General features: G+C 65.2%; 19 protein-coding genes. 14 read left to right on the top strand and 5 right to left on the bottom strand.

Features of this window, described 5'->3' with window-relative positions:
* Nucleotides 1-95 precede the first annotated feature (95 nt).
* The 8 genes from H0I86_RS15365 to H0I86_RS15330 all read left to right on the top strand — a co-directional run bounded on the left by H0I86_RS15365 (nucleotide 96) and on the right by H0I86_RS15330 (nucleotide 8,945).
* On the top strand, nucleotides 96-455 hold the full coding sequence (locus H0I86_RS15365) for a response regulator (protein WP_180925686.1): 360 nt from the start codon (nucleotides 96-98) through the stop codon (nucleotides 453-455).
* Between the two features lie 100 nt (nucleotides 456-555).
* On the top strand, nucleotides 556-1,848 hold the full coding sequence (locus tag H0I86_RS15360; protein ID WP_180925685.1) for a glycosyltransferase: 1,293 nt from the start codon (nucleotides 556-558) through the stop codon (nucleotides 1,846-1,848).
* 173 nt (nucleotides 1,849-2,021) lie between these two features.
* Nucleotides 2,022-2,927 carry an AraC family transcriptional regulator gene (locus tag H0I86_RS15355; RefSeq protein WP_180925684.1) on the top strand — a complete coding sequence of 302 codons (906 nt, stop codon included), beginning with the start codon at nucleotides 2,022-2,024 and terminating at the stop codon, nucleotides 2,925-2,927.
* A gap of 305 nt (nucleotides 2,928-3,232) precedes the next feature.
* Complete coding sequence (gene efeU / locus H0I86_RS15350) at nucleotides 3,233-4,075, top strand: iron uptake transporter permease EfeU (protein WP_180925683.1); 843 nt, start codon at nucleotides 3,233-3,235, stop codon at nucleotides 4,073-4,075.
* A gap of 9 nt (nucleotides 4,076-4,084) precedes the next feature.
* Entirely contained in the window at nucleotides 4,085-5,284 is a 1,200-nt protein-coding gene (gene efeO, locus H0I86_RS15345) for an iron uptake system protein EfeO (protein ID WP_180925682.1), read from the top strand.
* A gap of 18 nt (nucleotides 5,285-5,302) precedes the next feature.
* Complete coding sequence (gene efeB, locus H0I86_RS15340; RefSeq protein ID WP_180925681.1) at nucleotides 5,303-6,625, top strand: iron uptake transporter deferrochelatase/peroxidase subunit; 1,323 nt, start codon at nucleotides 5,303-5,305, stop codon at nucleotides 6,623-6,625.
* 32 nt (nucleotides 6,626-6,657) lie between these two features.
* Entirely contained in the window at nucleotides 6,658-7,482 is an 825-nt protein-coding gene (gene efeO / locus H0I86_RS15335; protein WP_180925680.1) for an iron uptake system protein EfeO, read from the top strand.
* Between the two features lie 263 nt (nucleotides 7,483-7,745).
* On the top strand, nucleotides 7,746-8,945 hold the full coding sequence (locus H0I86_RS15330; protein WP_180925679.1) for an MFS transporter: 1,200 nt from the start codon (nucleotides 7,746-7,748) through the stop codon (nucleotides 8,943-8,945).
* A gap of 106 nt (nucleotides 8,946-9,051) precedes the next feature.
* On the opposite strand, the gene pssA is transcribed toward H0I86_RS15330, so the two are convergent.
* Nucleotides 9,052-10,395, bottom strand: coding sequence for a CDP-diacylglycerol--serine O-phosphatidyltransferase (pssA, locus tag H0I86_RS15325; RefSeq protein WP_180925678.1), 1,344 nt, complete (start codon nucleotides 10,393-10,395; stop codon nucleotides 9,052-9,054).
* A 206-nt stretch (nucleotides 10,396-10,601) separates the two neighbouring features.
* Between pssA and H0I86_RS15320 the strand changes: the two genes are divergently transcribed.
* Together H0I86_RS15320 and H0I86_RS15315 are read left to right on the top strand one after the other, a co-directional pair.
* Entirely contained in the window at nucleotides 10,602-11,180 is a 579-nt protein-coding gene (locus H0I86_RS15320; RefSeq protein ID WP_180925677.1) for a TetR/AcrR family transcriptional regulator, read from the top strand.
* 56 nt (nucleotides 11,181-11,236) lie between these two features.
* Nucleotides 11,237-11,716 (top strand): nuclear transport factor 2 family protein, encoded by a 480-nt coding sequence (locus H0I86_RS15315; RefSeq protein WP_009049276.1) that lies wholly within the window; start codon nucleotides 11,237-11,239, stop codon nucleotides 11,714-11,716.
* 117 nt (nucleotides 11,717-11,833) lie between these two features.
* Here H0I86_RS15315 and sfnG read toward each other — a convergent pair whose 3' ends face one another.
* On the bottom strand, nucleotides 11,834-12,928 hold the full coding sequence (sfnG, locus tag H0I86_RS15310) for a dimethylsulfone monooxygenase SfnG (protein ID WP_180925676.1): 1,095 nt from the start codon (nucleotides 12,926-12,928) through the stop codon (nucleotides 11,834-11,836).
* Between the two features lie 365 nt (nucleotides 12,929-13,293).
* On the opposite strand from sfnG, the gene H0I86_RS15305 reads away from it, so the two are divergent.
* Nucleotides 13,294-14,538 carry an acyl-CoA dehydrogenase family protein gene (locus H0I86_RS15305; protein ID WP_180925675.1) on the top strand — a complete coding sequence of 415 codons (1,245 nt, stop codon included), beginning with the start codon at nucleotides 13,294-13,296 and terminating at the stop codon, nucleotides 14,536-14,538.
* Nucleotides 14,539-14,692: 154 nt separating this feature from the next.
* Complete coding sequence (locus tag H0I86_RS15300) at nucleotides 14,693-15,472, top strand: TSUP family transporter (protein ID WP_009044159.1); 780 nt, start codon at nucleotides 14,693-14,695, stop codon at nucleotides 15,470-15,472.
* Between the two features lie 75 nt (nucleotides 15,473-15,547).
* On the opposite strand, the gene nudC is transcribed toward H0I86_RS15300, so the two are convergent.
* From nudC to H0I86_RS15285, 3 genes are all read right to left on the bottom strand, one after another.
* The gene (gene nudC / locus H0I86_RS15295; RefSeq protein ID WP_180925674.1) at nucleotides 15,548-16,378 is read right to left on the bottom strand and encodes an NAD(+) diphosphatase; all 831 of its coding nucleotides are present in this window, start codon (nucleotides 16,376-16,378) and stop codon (nucleotides 15,548-15,550) included.
* A gap of 6 nt (nucleotides 16,379-16,384) precedes the next feature.
* Nucleotides 16,385-17,197: a crotonase/enoyl-CoA hydratase family protein gene (locus H0I86_RS15290; RefSeq protein ID WP_016704155.1), complete on the bottom strand. Its 813-nt coding sequence runs from the start codon at nucleotides 17,195-17,197 to the stop codon at nucleotides 16,385-16,387.
* Nucleotides 17,198-17,323: 126 nt separating this feature from the next.
* Entirely contained in the window at nucleotides 17,324-18,106 is a 783-nt protein-coding gene (locus H0I86_RS15285; RefSeq protein WP_180925673.1) for a class I SAM-dependent methyltransferase, read from the bottom strand.
* Between the two features lie 145 nt (nucleotides 18,107-18,251).
* Between H0I86_RS15285 and H0I86_RS15280 the strand changes: the two genes are divergently transcribed.
* Together H0I86_RS15280 and pncA are read left to right on the top strand one after the other, a co-directional pair.
* Entirely contained in the window at nucleotides 18,252-18,488 is a 237-nt protein-coding gene (locus H0I86_RS15280; protein ID WP_180925672.1) for a hypothetical protein, read from the top strand.
* Between the two features lie 103 nt (nucleotides 18,489-18,591).
* On the top strand, nucleotides 18,592-19,254 hold the full coding sequence (gene pncA / locus H0I86_RS15275) for a bifunctional nicotinamidase/pyrazinamidase (protein WP_180925671.1): 663 nt from the start codon (nucleotides 18,592-18,594) through the stop codon (nucleotides 19,252-19,254).
* Nucleotides 19,255-19,289: the final 35 nt, after the last annotated feature.

The following is a 19,289-nucleotide window of genomic DNA, read 5'->3' as shown; positions in this document are numbered from 1 at the left end:
CGGGAACTTGTCATTACACGTTATTTACTGATGCAAGAGACAAGCACCTTTTTCCGTCGCCGTCCTTTTTTTCCATTTTTTTCGAGAGCCTTGCCATGTCCCCCACCGATTCCACCATCCTGGTCGTCGAAGACGACGCCATCGTGCGCATGCTGATTGTCGATGTGCTGGAGGAGCTGGAATTCAAGGTGCTGGAAGCCGCGGGCAGCGAAGAGGCCCTGACCCGGTTGCAGGACAGCGCGCTGCAAATCGACCTGATGATGACCGACGTCGGCCTGCCCGGCATGGACGGCAAGGAACTGGCGGCCCGCGCCCGCTCCTTGCGCCCGGAGCTGCCGGTGCTGTTCGCCAGCGGCTACGCGGAAAACATCGAGGTGCCCGCCGGCATGGCGGTGATCGGCAAGCCCTTCTCCATCGACCAGTTGCGCGACAAGGTCCGCGCCATCCTCGGCTGAACCCTCGGTAACCCGCTCCGACCCGACCAGCGCCCTGCTGTGGTTTAATGGCGCCCCCCGCAGACAACACCCCCGCTTTTTTCAGGAATACCCACCACCCATGAGTCCGACCGCCACCACCAAAGTCCTGGTCATTGGTTACGTCTGGCCCGAACCCCGCTCCTCGGCGGCCAGCGGGCACCTGATGCAGATCCTCCAGGTCCTGCTCGGGCAAGGCTGGGACATCACCTTCAGCAGCCCGGCCAACCCCGGCGAGCACAAGGAAGACCTGAGCGCCCTGGGCATCCGCGAATGCCCGATCGAGCTGAACAACAGCAGTTTCGACCGCTTCATCGCCGAACTGGCGCCGGACATCGTGCTGTTCGACCAGTTCATGATGGAGGAGCAGTTCGGCTGGCGCGTCGAGCAGCAGTGCCCCGGCGCCCTGCGCGTGCTGGAGACTTCCGACCTGCAGAGCCTGCGCCACGCCCGCCATCAGCGCCTCAAGGAGCGCCTGGGCGCCTGCGACGACAACGATGACTTCAGCGCCCTGTTCGCCCCCGCCGCCGAGCAGGAGTTCGCCGGCATGGCCGAGACCGACCAGGCCCGGCGCGAGATCGCCGCACTGTACCGCTGCGACCTGAGCCTGATGATCTCCGAGTTCGAGATCGATCTGCTGGTCAGGCAATTCGGCCTGCCGCCGGCCCTACTTCACTGGTGCCCGCTGATGCCCGAGCAGATGCCGCACAGCTATGTGCCCTTCGCCGAACGCGCGCACTTCCTGAGCATCGGCAACTTCCGCCACGCGCCGAACTGGGACGCGGTGCTCTGGATGAAAAACGCCGTCTGGCCGCTGATCCGCCAGCGACTGCCGGGTGCGCAGCTGCATATCTATGGCGCCTACACCCCGCCCAAGGCCGCGGCCCTGCACAATCCGGCCCAGGGTTTCCAGGTGATGAACTGGGCCGAGAATGCATTGGAAGTCATGTCCGCCGCGCGGATCTGCCTGGCGCCGCTGCGTTTCGGCGCGGGCATCAAGGGCAAGCTGCTGGACGCCATGCTCTGCGGCACGCCGAGCGTCACCACCCCGGTCGGCGCCGAAGCCATGCACGGCGACGCGCCCTGGCCGGGAGCGGTGGCCGAGTCGGCCAGCGCCATCGCCGCGGCGGCGGTGCGCCTGTACCAGGACCAGGCGCTGTGGAACACGGCCCAGGAACAGGGTCGCCAGCTGTTGCTTGCGCGCTATCGGCAACAGGTCCACGGCCCGGCCCTGATCGAGCGCCTGCAGCGCTGCCGGGCGAACCTGGCGCAACTGCGCCGCGACAACTTCACCGGCGGCATGCTGCGTCACCATCACCACAAGAGCACCCAGTACATGGCGCAGTGGATCGAAGCAAAAAACCGCCTGGTCTGAGGCCCCTGTAGCCGCTGCCGCAGGCTGCGATAAGGTCCGCAGGACCTTCAGGAGCCCTCAGGAGCAGCGCCCCTTCGGGTCCGGCAGCGGCTACAGGGATGTGCTCCGGCGCTGGTGCCGAAAGGTCGAAGGAGGCATGATCTGGCGCAACAACGATAAGAAAGCGCAGCGCCATGAGCCGATCAGCGAGAGTCACCGACCCTTCCTACGAATTGATGGACGACCACAACGGCCTGTCGATCATCTATCGCCAGCACGGCTTCCCCTGCCCCCTGGTGCGCTGGCATTTCCACAAGGAGTACGAGCTGCACCTGATCGTCGCCAGCTCCGGCAAGGTGTTCATCGGCGACTACATCGGCAACTTCTACCCCGAATCGCTGTTCCTCACCGGCCCCAACCTGCCCCACAACTGGATCAGCCAGGTGGCCGAGGACGAAGTGGTGCCCAAGCGCGACATGCTGGTGAACTTCACCGACGAACTGTTCGAAAGCGGCTATCAGGTGTTCGCCGAACTCAAGAGCTTGACGCCGCTGCTGGAGCGCGCGCAGTACGGCATCGAGTTCCGCTGCAAGCGCACCATCGCCCAGGCCATGGACCTGATGCAGCGCATCGCCGACTCCAGCGGCATCACCCGCCTCGGGCACTTCTTCATCCTGCTGGAGCTGCTGGCGGCCTGTGACGACTACCAGCTGCTGTCCGGCGCCACCACGGTGCAACTGGCCGACGAACACAACGTCGACCGCACCAACCGCGCGGTGGACTATATCTTCGCCCACTACGCCCGCGAACTGCCGCTGGAGGAAGTCGCCGACTACCTGGGCATGAAGCCCACCTACTTCTCCCGGGTGTTCAAGCAGGCCACCGGCCGCTGCTTCGTCGAGTTCGTGAATCGCCTGCGCATCAGCAAATCCTGCGAACTGCTGGCCGACGGCGACAAACCGGTGACCGACGTGTGCTTCGAGTCCGGCTTCAACAACATCTCCAACTTCAACCGGCGCTTCCAGCAACTCAAGGGCATGACCCCTTCCCGCTACCGGCGCCTGGCCGTGCAGCGCCTGACCGAACAGAACCTCGCTTAAACCTCCTTCTTCTACAAAAACCATTGCGCGACAAACACCCGGCAACCACGCATCGCCTGTAGGAGCGAGCGGGCGGCGATCCGACTTGTCCGCGATGGCCACACCGCGGAGTACCTGATACACCGCACTGCCTGCATCGCGTGCAATCGAGCGCCGACCGGCCTCTCCTACAGACGCCACTACGCCTTCCTCCACGAAACGCGCTCCGTTCAGCTCACGTTCAGCAAATGGCAACCATATTCATTTGCGAATACGTATCAACATGTTACAACTTAGCTCCCTATCTATCTGCCCGCCGGTGCTGAATGCTCGTTCCATTTCTGATCATGCTGCGCGAAGGGATCGAAGCCGCGCTCATCGTTGGCATCATCGCCAGTTACCTGCAACAGACCGGGCGCGGCCAGTGGATGCCGGCCGTGTGGATCGGCGTGTTTCTCGCCGCGGCCCTGGCCCTGCTGGTAGGCGGCGGCCTGGAGCTGATGAGCGCCGAGTTTCCGCAAAAGCAGCAGGAACTCTTCGAAGGCATCGTCGGCCTGGTGGCCGTGGGCATCCTCAGTTCCATGGTGTTCTGGATGCGCAAGGTCGCGCGTTCGATCAAGCATTCCCTGCAAGCCTCGCTGGACCAGGCGCTGACCGGCTCCCGGCACCAGGTCACCGCGCTGATCGCCATGGTGTTCTTCGCCGTGGCCCGCGAAGGCCTGGAAACCGTGTTCTTCCTCCTCGCGGTGTTCCAGCAGAGCCAAGGCCCGGCGGCACCGATCGGCGCCCTGCTCGGCCTGGCGCTGGCGATCGTCGTCGGCTGGTTGATCTACACCGGCAGCATGCGCCTGAACCTCGGCGCATTCTTCCGCTGGACCGGCCTGTTCATCCTGGTGGTGGCCGCCGGCATCCTCGCCAACTCGGTACAGGCCCTGCATGAAGCCGGGGTCTGGAACCACCTGCAGAGCGTGCTGTTCGACTTCAGCGCCAGCCTGCCGATGGACGGCCCGCTGGGTTCGGTACTGGCCGGCATGTTCGGTTACCAGGACACCCCCACCGTCAGCACCCTGGGCGCCTACCTGATCTACCTGCTGGTGACCCTGGTGCTGTTCTTCCTGCCCGGCGCGGCACCCGTCGCCAGCCCATCGTCTTCCGTTTCCAGCCAGTAAGGCCTTTCCATGACCCAGCAAGCCTCCCCACAGCCCCCGGCACCGAGCGCCCTGCGCTGGGCGCTGGCGGGTTCCGTGATGGTGATGATCGCCGCCGGCGGGCTGTTCTATTACGCCTCGCAGCTGGCCGCCAGCAAGCGCCAGGCGCACAAGGACGAAATCAGCGTGACCATCCACCCCCACAGCTGCGAGCCGAACGCCCTGAGCGTGCCGGCCGGGCCGGCGAGCTTCCGCATCGTCAACCGCTCGGACCGTGCCGTGGAATGGGAAATCCTCGACGGCGTGCTGGTGGTCGAAGAACGGGAAAACATCGCGCCGGGCCTGAGCCAGGTGATCAACGCCAGGCTGCAACCCGGCGACTACGCCATCACCTGCGGGCTGCTGAACAACCCGCGCGGCACCCTGCATGTGACCCCGACCGCCGAGTCCGACGCCCAGGCCAAGGCCCGGCCGTCGATGGTCGCCTTTATCGGCCCGCTGTCGGAGTTCCGGGTCTACCTGAGCAGCCAAGGCACGGCCCTGATCAAGGCCGTGAGCGCCCTGGAGCAAGCCATCCGGGCCGGCGACCTGGCCCAGGCCCAGGCCTTGTACCTGCCGGCGCGCGCGGCCTACCAGCGTCTTGCCCCGGCCGCCCAGCGCCTGGGCGAGCTGGACAACAGCATCAACGCGCGCGCCGATTATTTCGAAAAACGCGAGCAGGACCCTGGCTTCGTCGGCTTCCACCGCCTCGAATACGCGCTGTTCCAGCAACGCGACCTGAGCGGCCTGGCGCCGATCGCCCAGCGCCTGCTCAGCGATGTCACCACGCTCAAGCAACAACTGCTGGCCCAGTCGCTGCCACCGGAGCAACTGGTCAGCCTGGTCGCGCGCAGCCAGCGCAGCATCGCCGAAGTGCGCGCCGGCAGCGGCGAGGAAGAACGCTACAGCCACAGCGACCTCAACGGCTTTGCCGCCAACCTGGAGACCACCCGTAAGGTCGTCGACCTGCTGCGGCCCTTGCTGGCCAAGCCCGCCGCCCCGCTGCTGGCGCAGATCGACAGCGCCCTCGGCGCCCTCGACAGCCAGTACGGCGCCTTGCGCAGCGCCGAAGGCTATGCCTCCTACGACAGTGTCGGCGCCGATCAGCGCAAGCGGATCGCCGACCAGGCCAAGGTTCTGGCCGATGCACTCGATGGAATCGATCCCGCCCTTGGCCTTTGGGGCCTGTAAGCAGAAGACGCCCGCCCGATGAACGATTCAGATCCATCCAATCCAGCTTTCTCCGCCCAACGCCGCCGTGTACTGCTGGGCATGGGCGCCGCCGGTGTCGCCCTGGCCGGCAGCAGCCTGAGCTGCCCGGCAATGGCAGCCCAGACCGGGAAAACCGCCGCCCAGGTCACAGAAGCCCCGAGCAGCGACAAGACCCAGGACCGCCACGACTTCCACGGCCTGCATCAAAGCGGCATCGTCACCCCGCGCCCGGCGGCCGGCATGCTGGTGTCGTTCGACGTGCTGGCCAGTGATCGCGAAGACCTGGAGCGACTGCTGCGCACCCTCGACCAGCGCATCAAGTTCCTGATGACCGGCGGCCCGGTGCCCCAGGTCGACCCGAAACTGCCGCCGCTGGATTCGGGCATCCTCGGCCCGGTGGTGACCCCGGACAACCTGACCATCACCGTCTCGGTGGGCGCCTCGCTGTTCGACGAGCGCTTCGGCCTGGCCGCGGCCAAACCCAAGCGCCTGATACGCATGGTCGGTTTCCCCAACGATGCGCTGGAACCCGACTGCTGCCACGGCGACCTGAGCCTGCAGTTCTGCTCCAACACCGCCGACACCAATATCCACGCCCTGCGCGACATCGTGAAAAACCTCCCGGACCTGCTGCTGGTGCGCTGGAAGCAGGAAGGCAGCGTGCCGCCCCAGGCCCCGGCGCGCCCTGGCGAACCGGCGCAGAGCGCGCGCAACTTCCTGGGTTTTCGCGACGGCTCGGCCAACCCCGACTCCAACGACCGCAGGGCCATGGAGCAGATCGTCTGGGTCCAGCCCGGCAGCGACGAACCGGCCTGGACCGCCCACGGCAGCTATCAGGCGGTGCGCATCATCCGCAACTTCGTCGAACGCTGGGACCGCACGCCCTTGCAGGAACAAGAAAGCATCATCGGCCGGGTCAAGGCCTCGGGGGCGCCCATGGATGGCCAGCAAGAACACCAGGTGCCGGACTACCGCAAGGATCCCCATGGCCAGCTGACCAAGCTCGACGCCCACATCCGCCTGGCCAACCCGCGCACCGCCGAGACCCAGCGCAACCTGATCCTGCGCCGGCCATTCAACTACTCCAACGGCGTGAACAAGAACGGCCAGCTGGACATGGGCCTGCTGTTCATCTGTTACCAGGCCGACCTGGAGCAAGGCTTTATCGCGGTGCAGACCCGCCTCAACGGCGAGCCCCTGGAGGAATACCTCAAGCCGGTCGGCGGCGGGTATTTCTTCACCCTGCCCGGCGTCACCGGCGACCGCGACTTCCTCGGTCGCGGGCTGCTCGAGGCCACCCAAGCAAAAACCGGCGCCTGACCACCACTCATACACCCCCACGGAAACGTCCCATGAAAAAGTCGCCCCTCGCTGTGTTGCTGACCCTTGGCTTGCTCCATGTTCCGCTGTCGGTTGTGGCCGCCACATCACCGCTGGAACTGGTGGGGCCGATTTCCGACTACAAGATCTACGTCACCGAACAGCTCGACGAGCTGGCCAGCCACACCCAGGCCTTCACCGATGCAGTGAAAAAAGGTGACCTGGCCACCGCCAGGAAGCTCTACGCCCCGACCCGGGTGTACTACGAATCGATCGAGCCGATCGCCGAGTTGTTCAGCGACCTCGACGCGGCCATCGACTCACGGGTCGACGACCACGAACAAGGCGTCGAGGCCGAGGACTTCACCGGCTTCCACCGCATCGAGTATTCACTGTTCGCCCGGAACTCCACCCAGGGCCTGGACGCCCTGGCCGACCGCCTGAACAAGGACGTCAAGGACCTGCAAACCCGCGTCGCCGGCCTGACCTTCCCGCCGGAAAAGGTCGTCGGTGGCGCCGCCGCGCTGCTGGAGGAAGTGGCCGCGACCAAGGTCTCCGGCGAGGAAGACCGCTACAGCCACACCGACCTCTACGACTTCCAGGGCAACATCGACGGAGCGAAGAAAATCGTCGACCTGTTCCGCCCGCAGATCGAGCAGCAGGACCCGGCTTTCGTCGCCAAGGTCGACAAGAACTTCTCCACGGTGAACAAGGTCCTGGCCAAGTACAAAACCACCGACGGCGGCTTCGAGACCTACGACAAGGTCAAGGACAACGACCGCAAGGCGCTGGTGGGCCCGGTCAATACCCTGGCCGAAGACCTCTCGACCCTGCGCGGCAAGCTGGGGCTGAACTGAGACTCCGGGTACCCGGGCCAATCTTCCGTAGGAGCGAAGCTCGCTCGCGATAAACCCGCCAACGCGGTGGAATTTGACTACCGCCGCTGCGCGGCTATCGCGAGCAAGCTTCGCTCCAACAGACAAGCATCCGGCCAGCGTGCCGATGACCCGCCCCATCACCCAGGCTGCTGATCTACCCTCACCTGCGCCGATAACCCTGGGCGGCGGCGCGTTTTAGCTATAACGTCCCGCGCACTCCTGACTTTCATGGAAGATTCTGCATGCCAACTGCCACAGCCCAACCGCCGCAGACCGCCGCCCCGTTCAAACTCTTGCCGCTGATGCTCGCCTACATGGCCTGCACCATGTCGATGATGGCCTTCGTCTCGCTGATCGGTCCGATCGTCCGCGTGCTCGGCCTGGCCACCTGGCAGGCCGGCGCGGCGGTGACCGTGTCCGGGGTGATCTGGATGCTCCTGGCGCGGCCCTGGGGCCAGGCCAGCGACCGCTTCGGGCGCCGTCGGGTGCTGCTGCTTGGCACCGCCGGCTTCACCCTCGCCTACTGGGCGCTGTGCCTGTTTATCGATGTCTCGCTGCACCTGCTGCCGGGCATGTGGCTGGCCTTTATCGGCCTGATGCTCGGGCGCGGCCTGATCGGAGTGTTCTACGCGGCTATCCCGGTGGGCGGCTTTGCCCTGATCGCCGACAACGTCGAACCCGAGCATCGGGCCCGCGCCATGGCCACCCTGGGCGCCGCCAACGCCGTCGGCCTGGTGCTGGGCCCGGCCGTGGCCGCGCTGCTCGCCCGGGTCAGCCTGAGCCTGCCGCTGTACGCCATGGCCGTGCTGCCGCTGGCGGCATTCCTGGTGCTGCTGTACAAGCTGCCGCGCCAGGAACTGCACCTCAAGCAGGCGCCGCGCTCGGTACGCCTGAGCGATCCGCGGCTGCGCCGGCCCATGGCGGTGGCCTTCGTCGCCATGCTTTGCGTGTCCATCGCGCAGATCACCGTGAGCTTCTACGCCCTCGACCGCCTGGGCCTGGACAGCGCCGACGCCGCCCAGGCCGCCGGCATCGCCCTGGCCATGGTCGGCGTGGCGCTGATCTGCTCGCAACTGGTGGTGCGCAAACTCGAATGGCCGCCGCTGCGGATGATCCGCGCCGGCGCGCTGCTGGCCGCCAGTGGGTTTGCCGGCTGCATGCTGGTGGAGAATGCCTGGGGGCTGTGGCTGGGCTTTTTCGTCTCGGCGGCGGGCATGGGCGCGATCTTCCCGTCCTTCTCCGCCCTGGCGGCCAACGCCGTGGACGCCTCCGAACAAGGCGCCACCGCCGGTTCGATTGGCGCGGCCCAGGGGTTTGGCGTGGTGATCGGCCCGTTGGCCGGCTCGCTGATCTACGCCCTCGAACCGCGCCTGCCCTACCTGATTGCCGCACTGTTGCTGCTGTTGGTGGCAGGCTGGCCGGCGGCGAAAAGCCCCCGTTGATCCGGGCGCCGATACAACTGTAGCCGCCGCCGAAGGCTGCGATAAGCCCCGCAGGGGCGTCAGGGCCAGCAAGAACGACTCCATCGTGGATCGTTCGCCGCGAACCTCAGAGGATGCGGTAGAGCAACCGCTCGATCCGCACCCGGCTGACCCGGCGCAGGAATTTGCCGACGGCCGCCGGGTAGTCCACCAGGGTTTCCAGGCGCTGGAAGTGCTCGATGCGCTGGGTGTGGCGGAAGATCGTTTCCAGCTCCTGGCGCCGCGGCTCCAGCAACTCGCCCTTGGGGTCGTCGAGCAGCAAGGCGTTTTCCAGGTCGAGGCGGAAGGCCCGCGGGTTGAGGTTGTTGCCGGTGAGCAAGGTGTAGCGCTGGTCCACCCACATGCCCTTGAGGTGGTAGGTGTTGTCGCCGTCGCGCCACAGGTGCAGGTTCAGGCGACCGCTGTCGATGGCCTTCTGATGCCGCTTGGCGAAGCGTCGCAGACTGATCTCGTACAGATAAGGCAGCGCGGCGATGACCTTGAACGGCTCGCTCGGCGGAATGTAGAAGTCGTTGGCGGTCTTGTCGCCGACGATGATGTCGATCTTCACCCCGCGCGCCAGGGCGCGGTTGATTTCCCGGGTCACCGCCAGCGGCAGGTTGAAGTACGGCGTGCAGATGGTCAGTTGCTGCTGGGCGCTGGCGATCAGTTCGCAGATGACCCGGCTCAGCGGATTGTTCTTGCCCACCCCGAGCAGCGGGCTGACCGACAGTGTGTCCTTGAGCACCCCACCGGCACTGGTGTCGTAGGCCGCGTGCTTGAGACGGCTGCGCAGGTCGCCGATGTCGTTGCGCAGGCTGCGGGTGGTCGGCAGGTTCGGCAGGTCCAGGCGATGCACCGCCCGCGACGCCACCAGGCCATGCTGGACCAGGTGCTGCATGGAGTCGGCCAGCTCGCGGTTGTGCAGCAGGTGGTAGCGGTCGAAGCGGTATTTGTCGAACTTGTGCAGGTACACGTTGTTCAGGCTGGCGCCGCTGTAGATCACGCAATCGTCGATCACGAAACCCTTCAGGTGCAGCACGCCGAACAGCTCGCGGGTCTGCACCGGCACGCCATACACCGGCACCACGCTGGCGTGGGTGCGGGTCATTTCCTGGTACCAGGCCGAGTTGCCCGGCTGCTTGCCGGCGCCGATCAGCCCGCGCTGGGCGCGCAGCCAGTCGACCACGACCACCACGTCCAGCTCCGGGCGCGCGGCCTTGGCGGCGTGCAAGGCATCGAGAATTTCCTGGCCGGCCTCGTCCTGTTGCAGGTACAGCGCGACGATATAGATGCGCCGGGTGGCCTGGGCGATCTTCTCCAGCAGGCAACGGCGGAATTCGGCGGCGCCATTGAGGATGGTCAGGTCATTGGCAGCCAGCGGGAAGCTGCGCAACTTGGGCAGCAGGGAACGTTTGAAAAGCGACGGCATAGGGCTCGCAGAAGGTCGAATCCAAAAGAGCGCAAGAGCTTACACCAAGGTGCCGGCTCGGGTCTTGCGGGGCGCTGTGAAGATTTGTCGCCTGTCCCTCGTCCCCGCCGCACAACCGCTCGCAACTGGATGAACGGCGATAATAATTCTGTGCGAGATAAAATAACTCATTGACCAAGGAGAACGATCGTTCTACTATACGCCACATGAACGAAATCACTAGCAACGACACACGCGACATCATTCTGGATGTCACCGAAAAGTTGATCTACAGAAGTGGCATCGCCGCCACTGGCATGGATCTTCTGGTGAAGACCGCCGGCGTCTCCAGAAAGAGCATCTACCGCTACTTCACCACCAAGGACGAACTGGTGGTGGCCGCCCTGCAACGCCGCGACCTGCGCTGGATGCACTGGTTCACCAGCGAAGTGGGCAAGGCCCCGACGCCGGCCGCGCGCCTGCTCAACCTGTTCACGGTACTGGGCGACTGGTTCGCCTCCGAGGACTTTCGCGGCTGCGCCTTCATCAATACCAGCGGCGAGACCGGCGATCCGCAGGACCCGGTACGGGTGGTGGCCAGGGAACACAAACAGAAACTGCTCGACTACGTGCTCGAGCTCTGCAAGGAACACATTGCTGAAAAACACGGCACCGTGGATTCGGAGGAGCAAGCCAGACAGCTGCTGATCCTGATCGACGGCGCCATTACCGTTGCACTTGTGATGGGTGATCGCAGTGCCGCCGATAATGCGCAATGCATGGCGCGAAAGTTATTGGACCTGTAATCGTTTAAAACAAGTTCGACACCCTGCTGAACCTCAACTTTCATTGGAGACTTTAAATGTCATCTAACGCTGAAGTTCGTCCGCCACTTCCCCCTTTCACCCGCGAATCGGCCATTGAAAAGATCCGCCTGGCCGAAGACGGTTGGAACTCCCGCGATCCGCAGCGGGTGTCCCTGGCCTACACCCTGGACACCCAATGGCGTAACCGCGCCGAGTTCGCCCACAACCGCGAAGAAGCCAAGGGCTTTTTGACCCGCAAATGGGCCAAGGAACTGGACTATCGCCTGATCAAGGAACTCTGGGCCTTTACCGACAACCGCATCGCCGTGCGTTATGCCTACGAATGGCACGACGACTCAGGCAACTGGTTCCGCTCCTACGGCAACGAGAACTGGGAGTTCGACGAGCACGGGCTGATGTCCAACCGCTACGCCTGCATCAACGACATGCCGATCAAGGAAAGCGAGCGCAAGTTCCACTGGCCGCTGGGCCGGCGCCCGGATGACCATCCGGGGCTGTCCGAACTGGGTCTGTAACCCGCTTCTGCTCTTGTAGGAGCGAGCGGGCGGCGATCCGACTTGCCCGCGATGCAGACGACGCGGCATATCCGCCAGTCCGCTATCGCGCGCAAGCTTGCGCTCCTACAGAGGCTCTCAAGCCGCGGCATCCTCGCGCTTCAGCGCTGCCTTGGCTTCCAGCTCGCGCACCAGTGGCAATACGCGCTTGCCGAAGTACTCCACCTCTTCCTGGAAGTGCAGGAACCCCGCCAGCACCAGGTCCACGCCCACCGCCTTCAAGGCGACGATGCGCTCGGCGATCTGCTGTGGCGTGCCGATCAGATTGGTCTTGAACCCGTCGTTGTACTGCACCAGGTCCTCGAAGGTGGATTTGGCCCAGTTGCCCTCGCCTTCCGGCGACGCCTTGCCCGCCTGTTTCGCCGCATCGCCAAAGGCATTCACCGCTTCCGGGTCGGCCTGGTCGATAATCTCGGCCAGCACCGCGCGCGCTTCTTCCTCGGTGTCGCGGGCAATCACGAAGGCATTGACCCCGACTTTCACCGAATGATGGTTCGCCGCGGCCTTGGCGTGAATGTCGTCGACCTGGGCCTTGATGCCTTCCGGCGTGTTGCCGTTGGTGAAATACCAGTCGGACACCCGCGCCGCCATGTCCCGCGCGGCGCGGGAACTGCCGCCCTGGAACACTTCCGGCTGGCCCAGCGGCTTGGGTTTGAGGCTGTAGTTGTCGAAGCGATAGAAGTCGCCGCGAAAGCTGAAGTTGTCCTGGCTCCAGATACCCTTTAGGGAACGGATGAATTCTTCGGAACGCCGATAACGCTCGTCGTGCTCCAGCCAGTGTTCGCCGATGGCCTGGAATTCGCCCTTGAACCAGCCGCTGACGATGTTCACCGCGATCCGGCCATTAGTCAGCTGGTCGATGGTCGCCAGTTGCTTGGCCGCCAGCGCCGGCTGCCAGGGGCCGGGCAGGATCGCGGCGATCACCTTGAGCTTCTCGGTGGCGGCCAGCAGCGCATGGCTGAACGCCACGGACTCATGCTGGAACTCGGCGCCGTAGCCGGCGGTGAAACGGATCTGGGTCAGGGCGTATTCGAACCCGGCGGCCTCGGCCAGCTGCGCCAGTTTGCGGTTGTAGTCGATACCCCAGTGGGTGCGCTGCTCGATCTTGCTGACCACCAGCCCACCGCTGACGTTCGGCACCCAGTAGGCAAATTTCACGGCTTGCTGACTCATTGGCTTGTCCTCGCGACTGAAGTGTCCGGGGAACAGAGCAGCAACCGTGCCAGCCACAGGGCACCAGACAGCCGAGGCCCTGTAGCCGCTGCCGCGGGCTGCGCAAAGGCCCGAAGGGCCTTCCTGCGTCGGCAAAAGCGGCGTCTGCTGCGCAGCCGATCGCAGCCTGCGGCAGCGGCTACAGGAACCCGTTCTGCCCTTGGGGAACAGGTCGATTTGTTGATGCGCTGTTGGCTGGACAACAGTTGCCGGCGAGCCTTCCTGCGCCCGGCCCGCTGATTACGGCCACCCGCCTCCCGGCACGGACCGTGCAATCCCGTCCGCAGAAGCCACGCTTTTCACTGCAGACTCAAGGAGCTGTGCCCATGACCGAACACCAGGTGATCAACCCATTGTCCGTAGGCGTCGACTACGAAGCCCTGGCCGGGCGCTTCCGGCCGATCTTCAGCCGGATCGCCGCCGGCACGGTGGCCCGCGAGCAATCGCGCAGCCTGCCGTACGAAGCGATCCTGTGGCTCAAGGACGCCGGTTTTGGCGCAGTGCGGGTGCCCGTGGAATACGGTGGCGGCGGCGCCTCCCTGCCGCAGTTGTTCCAGCTGCTGATCGAACTGGCCGAGGCCGATTCCAACGTGCCGCAAGCCTTGCGCGGGCACTTCGCCTTTGCCGAGGACCGGCTCAACGCCGCCCCGGGGCCGGCGCGGGACCTGTGGTTCAAGCGTTTCGTCGACGGCGACATCGTCGGCTGCGCCTGGACCGAGATCGGCAGCGTGGCCATCGGCGACGTCATCACCCGGGTCTCGCCGGATGGCGACAAATGGCGGCTCAACGGCGAGAAGTTCTACAGCACCGGGAGCATTTTCTCCGACTGGATCGATGTCTACGCCCGGCGCAGCGACACCGGTGGCGATGTGATCGCCGCGGTGCGCACCCACCAGCCGGGTATCGTGCAGAGCGACGATTGGGACGGCTTCGGCCAGCGCACCACCGGCAGCGGCACCGCGCATTTTGTCGATGCCGAGGTGGAGGCCGAAAACCTTATCGACTTCGCCACCCGCTTCAAATACCAGACCGCCTTCTACCAGTTGGTGCTGCTGGCGACGCTGGCGGGCATCGGCCGTGCCGCCCTGCGCGATGTCGCCCACGAGGTGCGCACCCGCAAGCGCATCTACAGCCACGGCAACGCGCCACGGGCCAGCGAAGATGCCCAGGTGCAGCAGGTGGTCGGCGATATCTCGGCCCTGGTGTACGCCGCCGAGGCCAGCGCGGTGCGCGCGGCGGCGCCGGCGCAGCAGGCGTACCTGGCGCGTTTTGCCGGTAATGACGACGCAGAACGGGTGGCCAATGTCGCGGCGGAAATCCAGTCGGCCACCGCCCAGGTGGTGGTCACCGAGCTGATCCAGCGCGCCACCAGCGAACTGTTCAATGCCCTCGGTGCTTCGGACATCCGTCAGGGCAAGGCCCTCGACCGCCACTGGCGCAACGCCCGCACCGTGTCGTCGCACAACCCGGTGATCTACAAGGCGCGCATCGTCGGCGACTGGGCGATCAATGGCAGCGAACCACCGTTCGTGTGGCAGATCGGCAACGGGCCGCAGCGCAAGCCGGCCTGAGGGCCATGGCGACAGGGGGATTCCGGCGTCGGCGATCCAGCCCCCCTCGCCTCTACAACCAAGGTATTGGAGCAGTCGCGGGCGTGAAGGGTTATGGGTAAGATACCGACCCTTCGCGCAGCTTTTCTGTGCCCCGCCGAAATAAGTCGATCCCATGCCTTTCGAACTCAGCGTAGATTTGACCACCCTCGCCATTCTTGCCCTCGTCGCCTTCATTGCCGGCTTTATCGATGCCATCGCCGGCGGGGGCGGCCTGCTCACCACGCCGGCGCTGCTCACCGCCGGCCTGCCGCCGCACCTGGTGCTGGGCACCAACAAACTGAGTTCGACCTTTGGCTCGGCCACCGCCAGCTTCACCTTCTACCGGCGCAAGCTGTTCCATCCGCGGCAATGGACCCACGCCATAGTCGGCACCCTGGTGGGCGCCCTGACCGGCGCGGTGGTAGCCCATTACCTGCCGGCCGAATGGCTGAACAAGATGCTGCCGGTGATTGTCTTCGCCTGTGGCGTCTACCTGCTGTTCGGCGGCACGCCGAAAGCCCCGCTGGACAGCGAGGCACCGATCAAGAAAAAGTGGCAATCGACCCAGGGCTTCAGCCTCGGTTTCTACGACGGCGTGGCCGGCCCCGGCACTGGCGCCTTCTGGACCGTCAGCAGCCTGCTGCTCTACCCCATCGACCTGGTCAAGGCCAGCGGCGTGGCGCGCAGCATGAACTTCGTCAGCAACGCCGCGGCGCTGTCGATCTTCATCTTCTCGGGCCAGGTGGATTGGGCCATCGGCCTGAGCATGGGCCTGTCGTTGATGGTCGGCGCCTTCTTCGGCGCCCGCACCGCCATCAGCGGCGGCGCGAAGTTCATTCGCCCGGTGTTCATCACCGTGGTCCTGGGCCTGACCGTGCGCCTGGCCTGGCAGCACTGGTTCAGCGCCGTCTGACCCGCTGAAACGACAGCGGGCGAACCCAGTGGATTCGCCCGCGCTGTTGTATTTCGGCTTCCTTCCAGCTGGCGCTCAACCCGGCAATACAGGCTCCGCCAAGCCCAGGCGCCGGGCCACATACAGATCGATCAGGTAGCGGGCAATCGAGCGCGACGCCGGCAGCGGCGGCAGCGCATGCACGTTGAACCACTGCGCATCCTCGATCTCGTCTTCCTGCGGCACGATCTCGCCGCCGGCGTACTCGGCATGAAACCCCAGCATCATCGAATGCGGGAACGGCCAGCACTGGCTGCCGATGTACTGGATATTCTTGACCTCGATCTGCACCTCTTCGCGCACCTCGCGCACCAGGCAGTCCTCGGCCGACTCGCCCGGCTCGGCGAACCCGGCCAGGGTGCTGTAGACCCCTGGGACGAAACGCGGCGAGCGCGCCAGCAGCACTTCGTCGCCACGGGTGATCAGCACGATCATGCTTGGCGAAATCCGCGGGTAGCTGCGCAGGTCGCAGGGTTCGCAATACATCGCCCGCTCGCGCACCACCTGGGTCATGGGCTGGCCGCAATTGCCACAGAAACGGTGCTCGCGGGCCCAGGTGCCGATCTGCGCGGCATAGCCCAGGACCTTGTACAGGGTGTGGTCGCCGTCGAGCATGAACGCCCGCAGGCCTTTCCAGTTGCACCCCGGCACCTCGGAAACGCTCTTGAGCTCCAGCAGGTACACCGGCTCGCCATCCAGGTGGCCGATGCCGTGCTCGGCGAGGATCGGCAGGTCCTGGCGCTTGAGCCATTCGCGGGGGAACAGCGCGCCGTTGTCGTCGAACAGAAAGCCCTGCGGGCCGCGGGCCACGGCCCAGCCGCCGGGAAGGTCGATATTCAGTACTGCGGTGGTCCAGCGTGAAGTCATGTTCAATCAGTCCAGAAATTCAGGTTTCTGTTTGCTCATATGGGCGGCCATGGCCACGCGCAGGTCGGTGGATTGCAGCATGGCGGCGTTCCAGGTAGCGATGTATTCCAGGCCGTCGTCGATGCGATGGTCGCGCATGTAGCTGATCATTTCCTTCGTACCGCTGACGGCGATCGGCGACTTGCTGGCGATTTCCCAGGCAATGCTCATCACGCCGTCGAGCAGGCTTTCGCTGTCGGCGTAGGTGCGATTGACCAGGCCGATGCTGCGCGCTTCCTCGGCGCCGAAGGTGCGTCCAGTGTAAGCCAGTTCGCGCAGCATGCCGTCGCCGATGATACGCGGCAAACGTTGCAAAGTGCCGACATCGGCGGCCATGCCGATATCGATTTCCTTGATCGAGAACTGCGCGTCCGCGGCGGCGTAGCGCATGTCGCAGGCGGCGATCAGGTCGATGGCGCCGCCCAGGCAGTAACCCTGGATCGCCGCCAGCACCGGCTTGCGGCAGTTGTCGACGGCATTGAAGGACGCCTGCAACTGCAGGATCTTGCGCCGCAGCAGGCGCGCGTTGCGCCCGACGTCCTTGCCCAGTTCGTTGGCCACCCCCGCCAGCATCATCAGGTCGATGCCGGAGGAAAAGTGCTTGCCGGCGCCGCTCAGGACCACCACGCGGACCGCGTCGGTGTCGTCGATCCAGCGGAAGATCTCGACGATCTCGCTCCAGAACGCGGCGTTCATCGAGTTGATCTTTTCCGGACGGTTGATCTGCACATGGGCGATGTTGTCAGCAAGTTCGACGCGAAAGGCTTGATATTCGGACATGGCAGCATTCCTTAGCGGGCAAAAAAAATGAGGCCCGAACTATAGCAAGGGCCTGTGCCGCGCAGTAAGGCAGCGCATCGGCCAAAACCGGGACTGCGGCTCCCCGCTTGTGCAAAGGGGGGGAGATCAGCGCAGCTTGCTGGCCCAGAACGCCGCGGTTTCGTAAGGCACGCTGACCAGGCATTTGCCCCGCAGCTCCGGCTCCTCGTCGATCAGGGCGGCGATCTGCCGGTCGACCTGCGCCCGCTCTGCATCCGGCAAGGCGGCAATGAAACTGGTGGAGCGCACCCGGTCGAAAATCACGTTCTCCGGTGCGCCGCTGTGGCTGTTGCTGAAATGCTGCTCCTGCAAGGGTGTGAACAGCGGATGGGGAAAGGCCTGGCGCCAGGCCCCGGTGTAATAGCGCGGCGTGTCGCCTTGCAAGGCATTGACGATCCGGTCCAGGCGCTGCACCCACGGCACCCGCGCATCGCGCAGGTTCCACACCAGGCCCAGGCGGCCACCCGGCTTGAGCACCCGGGCGATTTCGTTCAACGCCTCATGGCTGGCGAACCAGTGGAAGGCCTGGGCGCAGACCACCGCGTCCACCGACTCGTCGGCCAGCGGAATAGAAGTGGCGGTACCGCTCAGGGCTTCGGCCTGGGGATGGCTGGCGGCGAGCCTGGCGAGCATCTGCGCCACCGGCTCCACGGCAATTACCCGCGCCCCGGTGGCTAATAGACGCCCGGTGAACTTGCCAGTGCCGGCGCCGAGATCGACCACCACCTGGCCGGCCTGCAAGCCCAGGCGGGCGCGCAGCCACTGGTCCAGCGCCGGTGGGTAATCCGGGCGGCCACGCACATAGGTGTCGGCCGCGTCCTTGTAGCCGTCGGCGGCAGCGTGATGGATCGAAGGTTGCGGGTCTTTCATCGGTCGGCTCCAGGTCATTGGCCAATGCTGCCCAGCATAGCCCCGCCCGGGCGACTGACGGCATGAAAAATCGGTCAGTTTGGGCGGCGCGGCCAGGGCGATGGACCTTTAATGAGGGGACCGCTATCCGAATGGAGACTGCGCGATGAACCTCCCTCCCCTCGCCTTCGGCGCCCCGCTGCTGCTCGCCGGCAGCCTGCTGGCGACCGTACTGGCGGCCGCCCCCAACTGCCCGGACGGCCAGGTCTGGGACAGCAAGAACCAGCGCTGCGTCAGCCAGCGCACCACCTGGCTACCGGACGCCGAGCGCGGCGACTACGCCAATGGCCTGGCCCAACAGGGCCGCTACGATGAGGCCATTGTTGCTGGCAACCAGACCTGACGTCAGGCAGTGCCCACCCCCTGACCGGCGGAGCGGTGCCATGGATCGGGCGCGCTATGCTCTCGGAGAATGGACTGATCGTTCAACCTCAGGGAGCTTGCACATGCCTACTACCAAAACCTCCAGCAGCCGTCGCTCACGCAAGGCGCTGCTGGTCATCGACGTACAGAACGACTTCATCCCCGGCGGCGCACTGGCGGTACCGGGGGGCGACCAGATCGTACCCTTGATCAATCGCCTGGGCGGCCACTTCAAGCAGGTGGTGATCGCCCAGGACTGGCACCCGGCCGGGCATATCTCGTTCGCTTCCAGCCACGACGGCCACGCGCCGAACGACATCATCCAATTGCCCTATGGCCCGCAGGTGCTCTGGCCGGACCATTGCGTGCAGGCCAGCCGCGGCGCCGAACTGCACCCGAAACTCAACCTGCCCCACGCCCAGCTGATCCTGCGCAAGGGCTGCAATCCGGATATCGACAGTTACTCGGCCTTCGTCGAGGCGGACCGCAGCACCACGACCGGCCTGGCCGGCTACCTGAGCCAGCGCGGCATCGATACGGTGTATCTGGTGGGGCTGGCCCTGGACTACTGCGTGGCGTGGTCGGCGCTGGATGCGCGGGCGGCGGGCTTCAATACCTTCGTGATCGTCGACGCCTGCCGGGCCATCGACATGGACGGCTCGCTGGACAAGGCCACCCGGCAGATGCGCGCGGCAGGCGTGAACCTGATCAAGGCCAGCGAGCTACAGCCGACCGCGCTGTGCTGATGCAACAGCTTCCAAAATGAATGCCGGTTTGCCGG

Source organism: Pseudomonas chlororaphis subsp. aurantiaca, assembly GCF_013466605.1.
Lineage (GTDB): Bacteria > Pseudomonadota > Gammaproteobacteria > Pseudomonadales > Pseudomonadaceae > Aquipseudomonas > Aquipseudomonas chlororaphis_I.
Note: the sequence above shows the minus strand (reverse complement) of the source record. Positions and strands in the feature narration are given on the sequence as shown.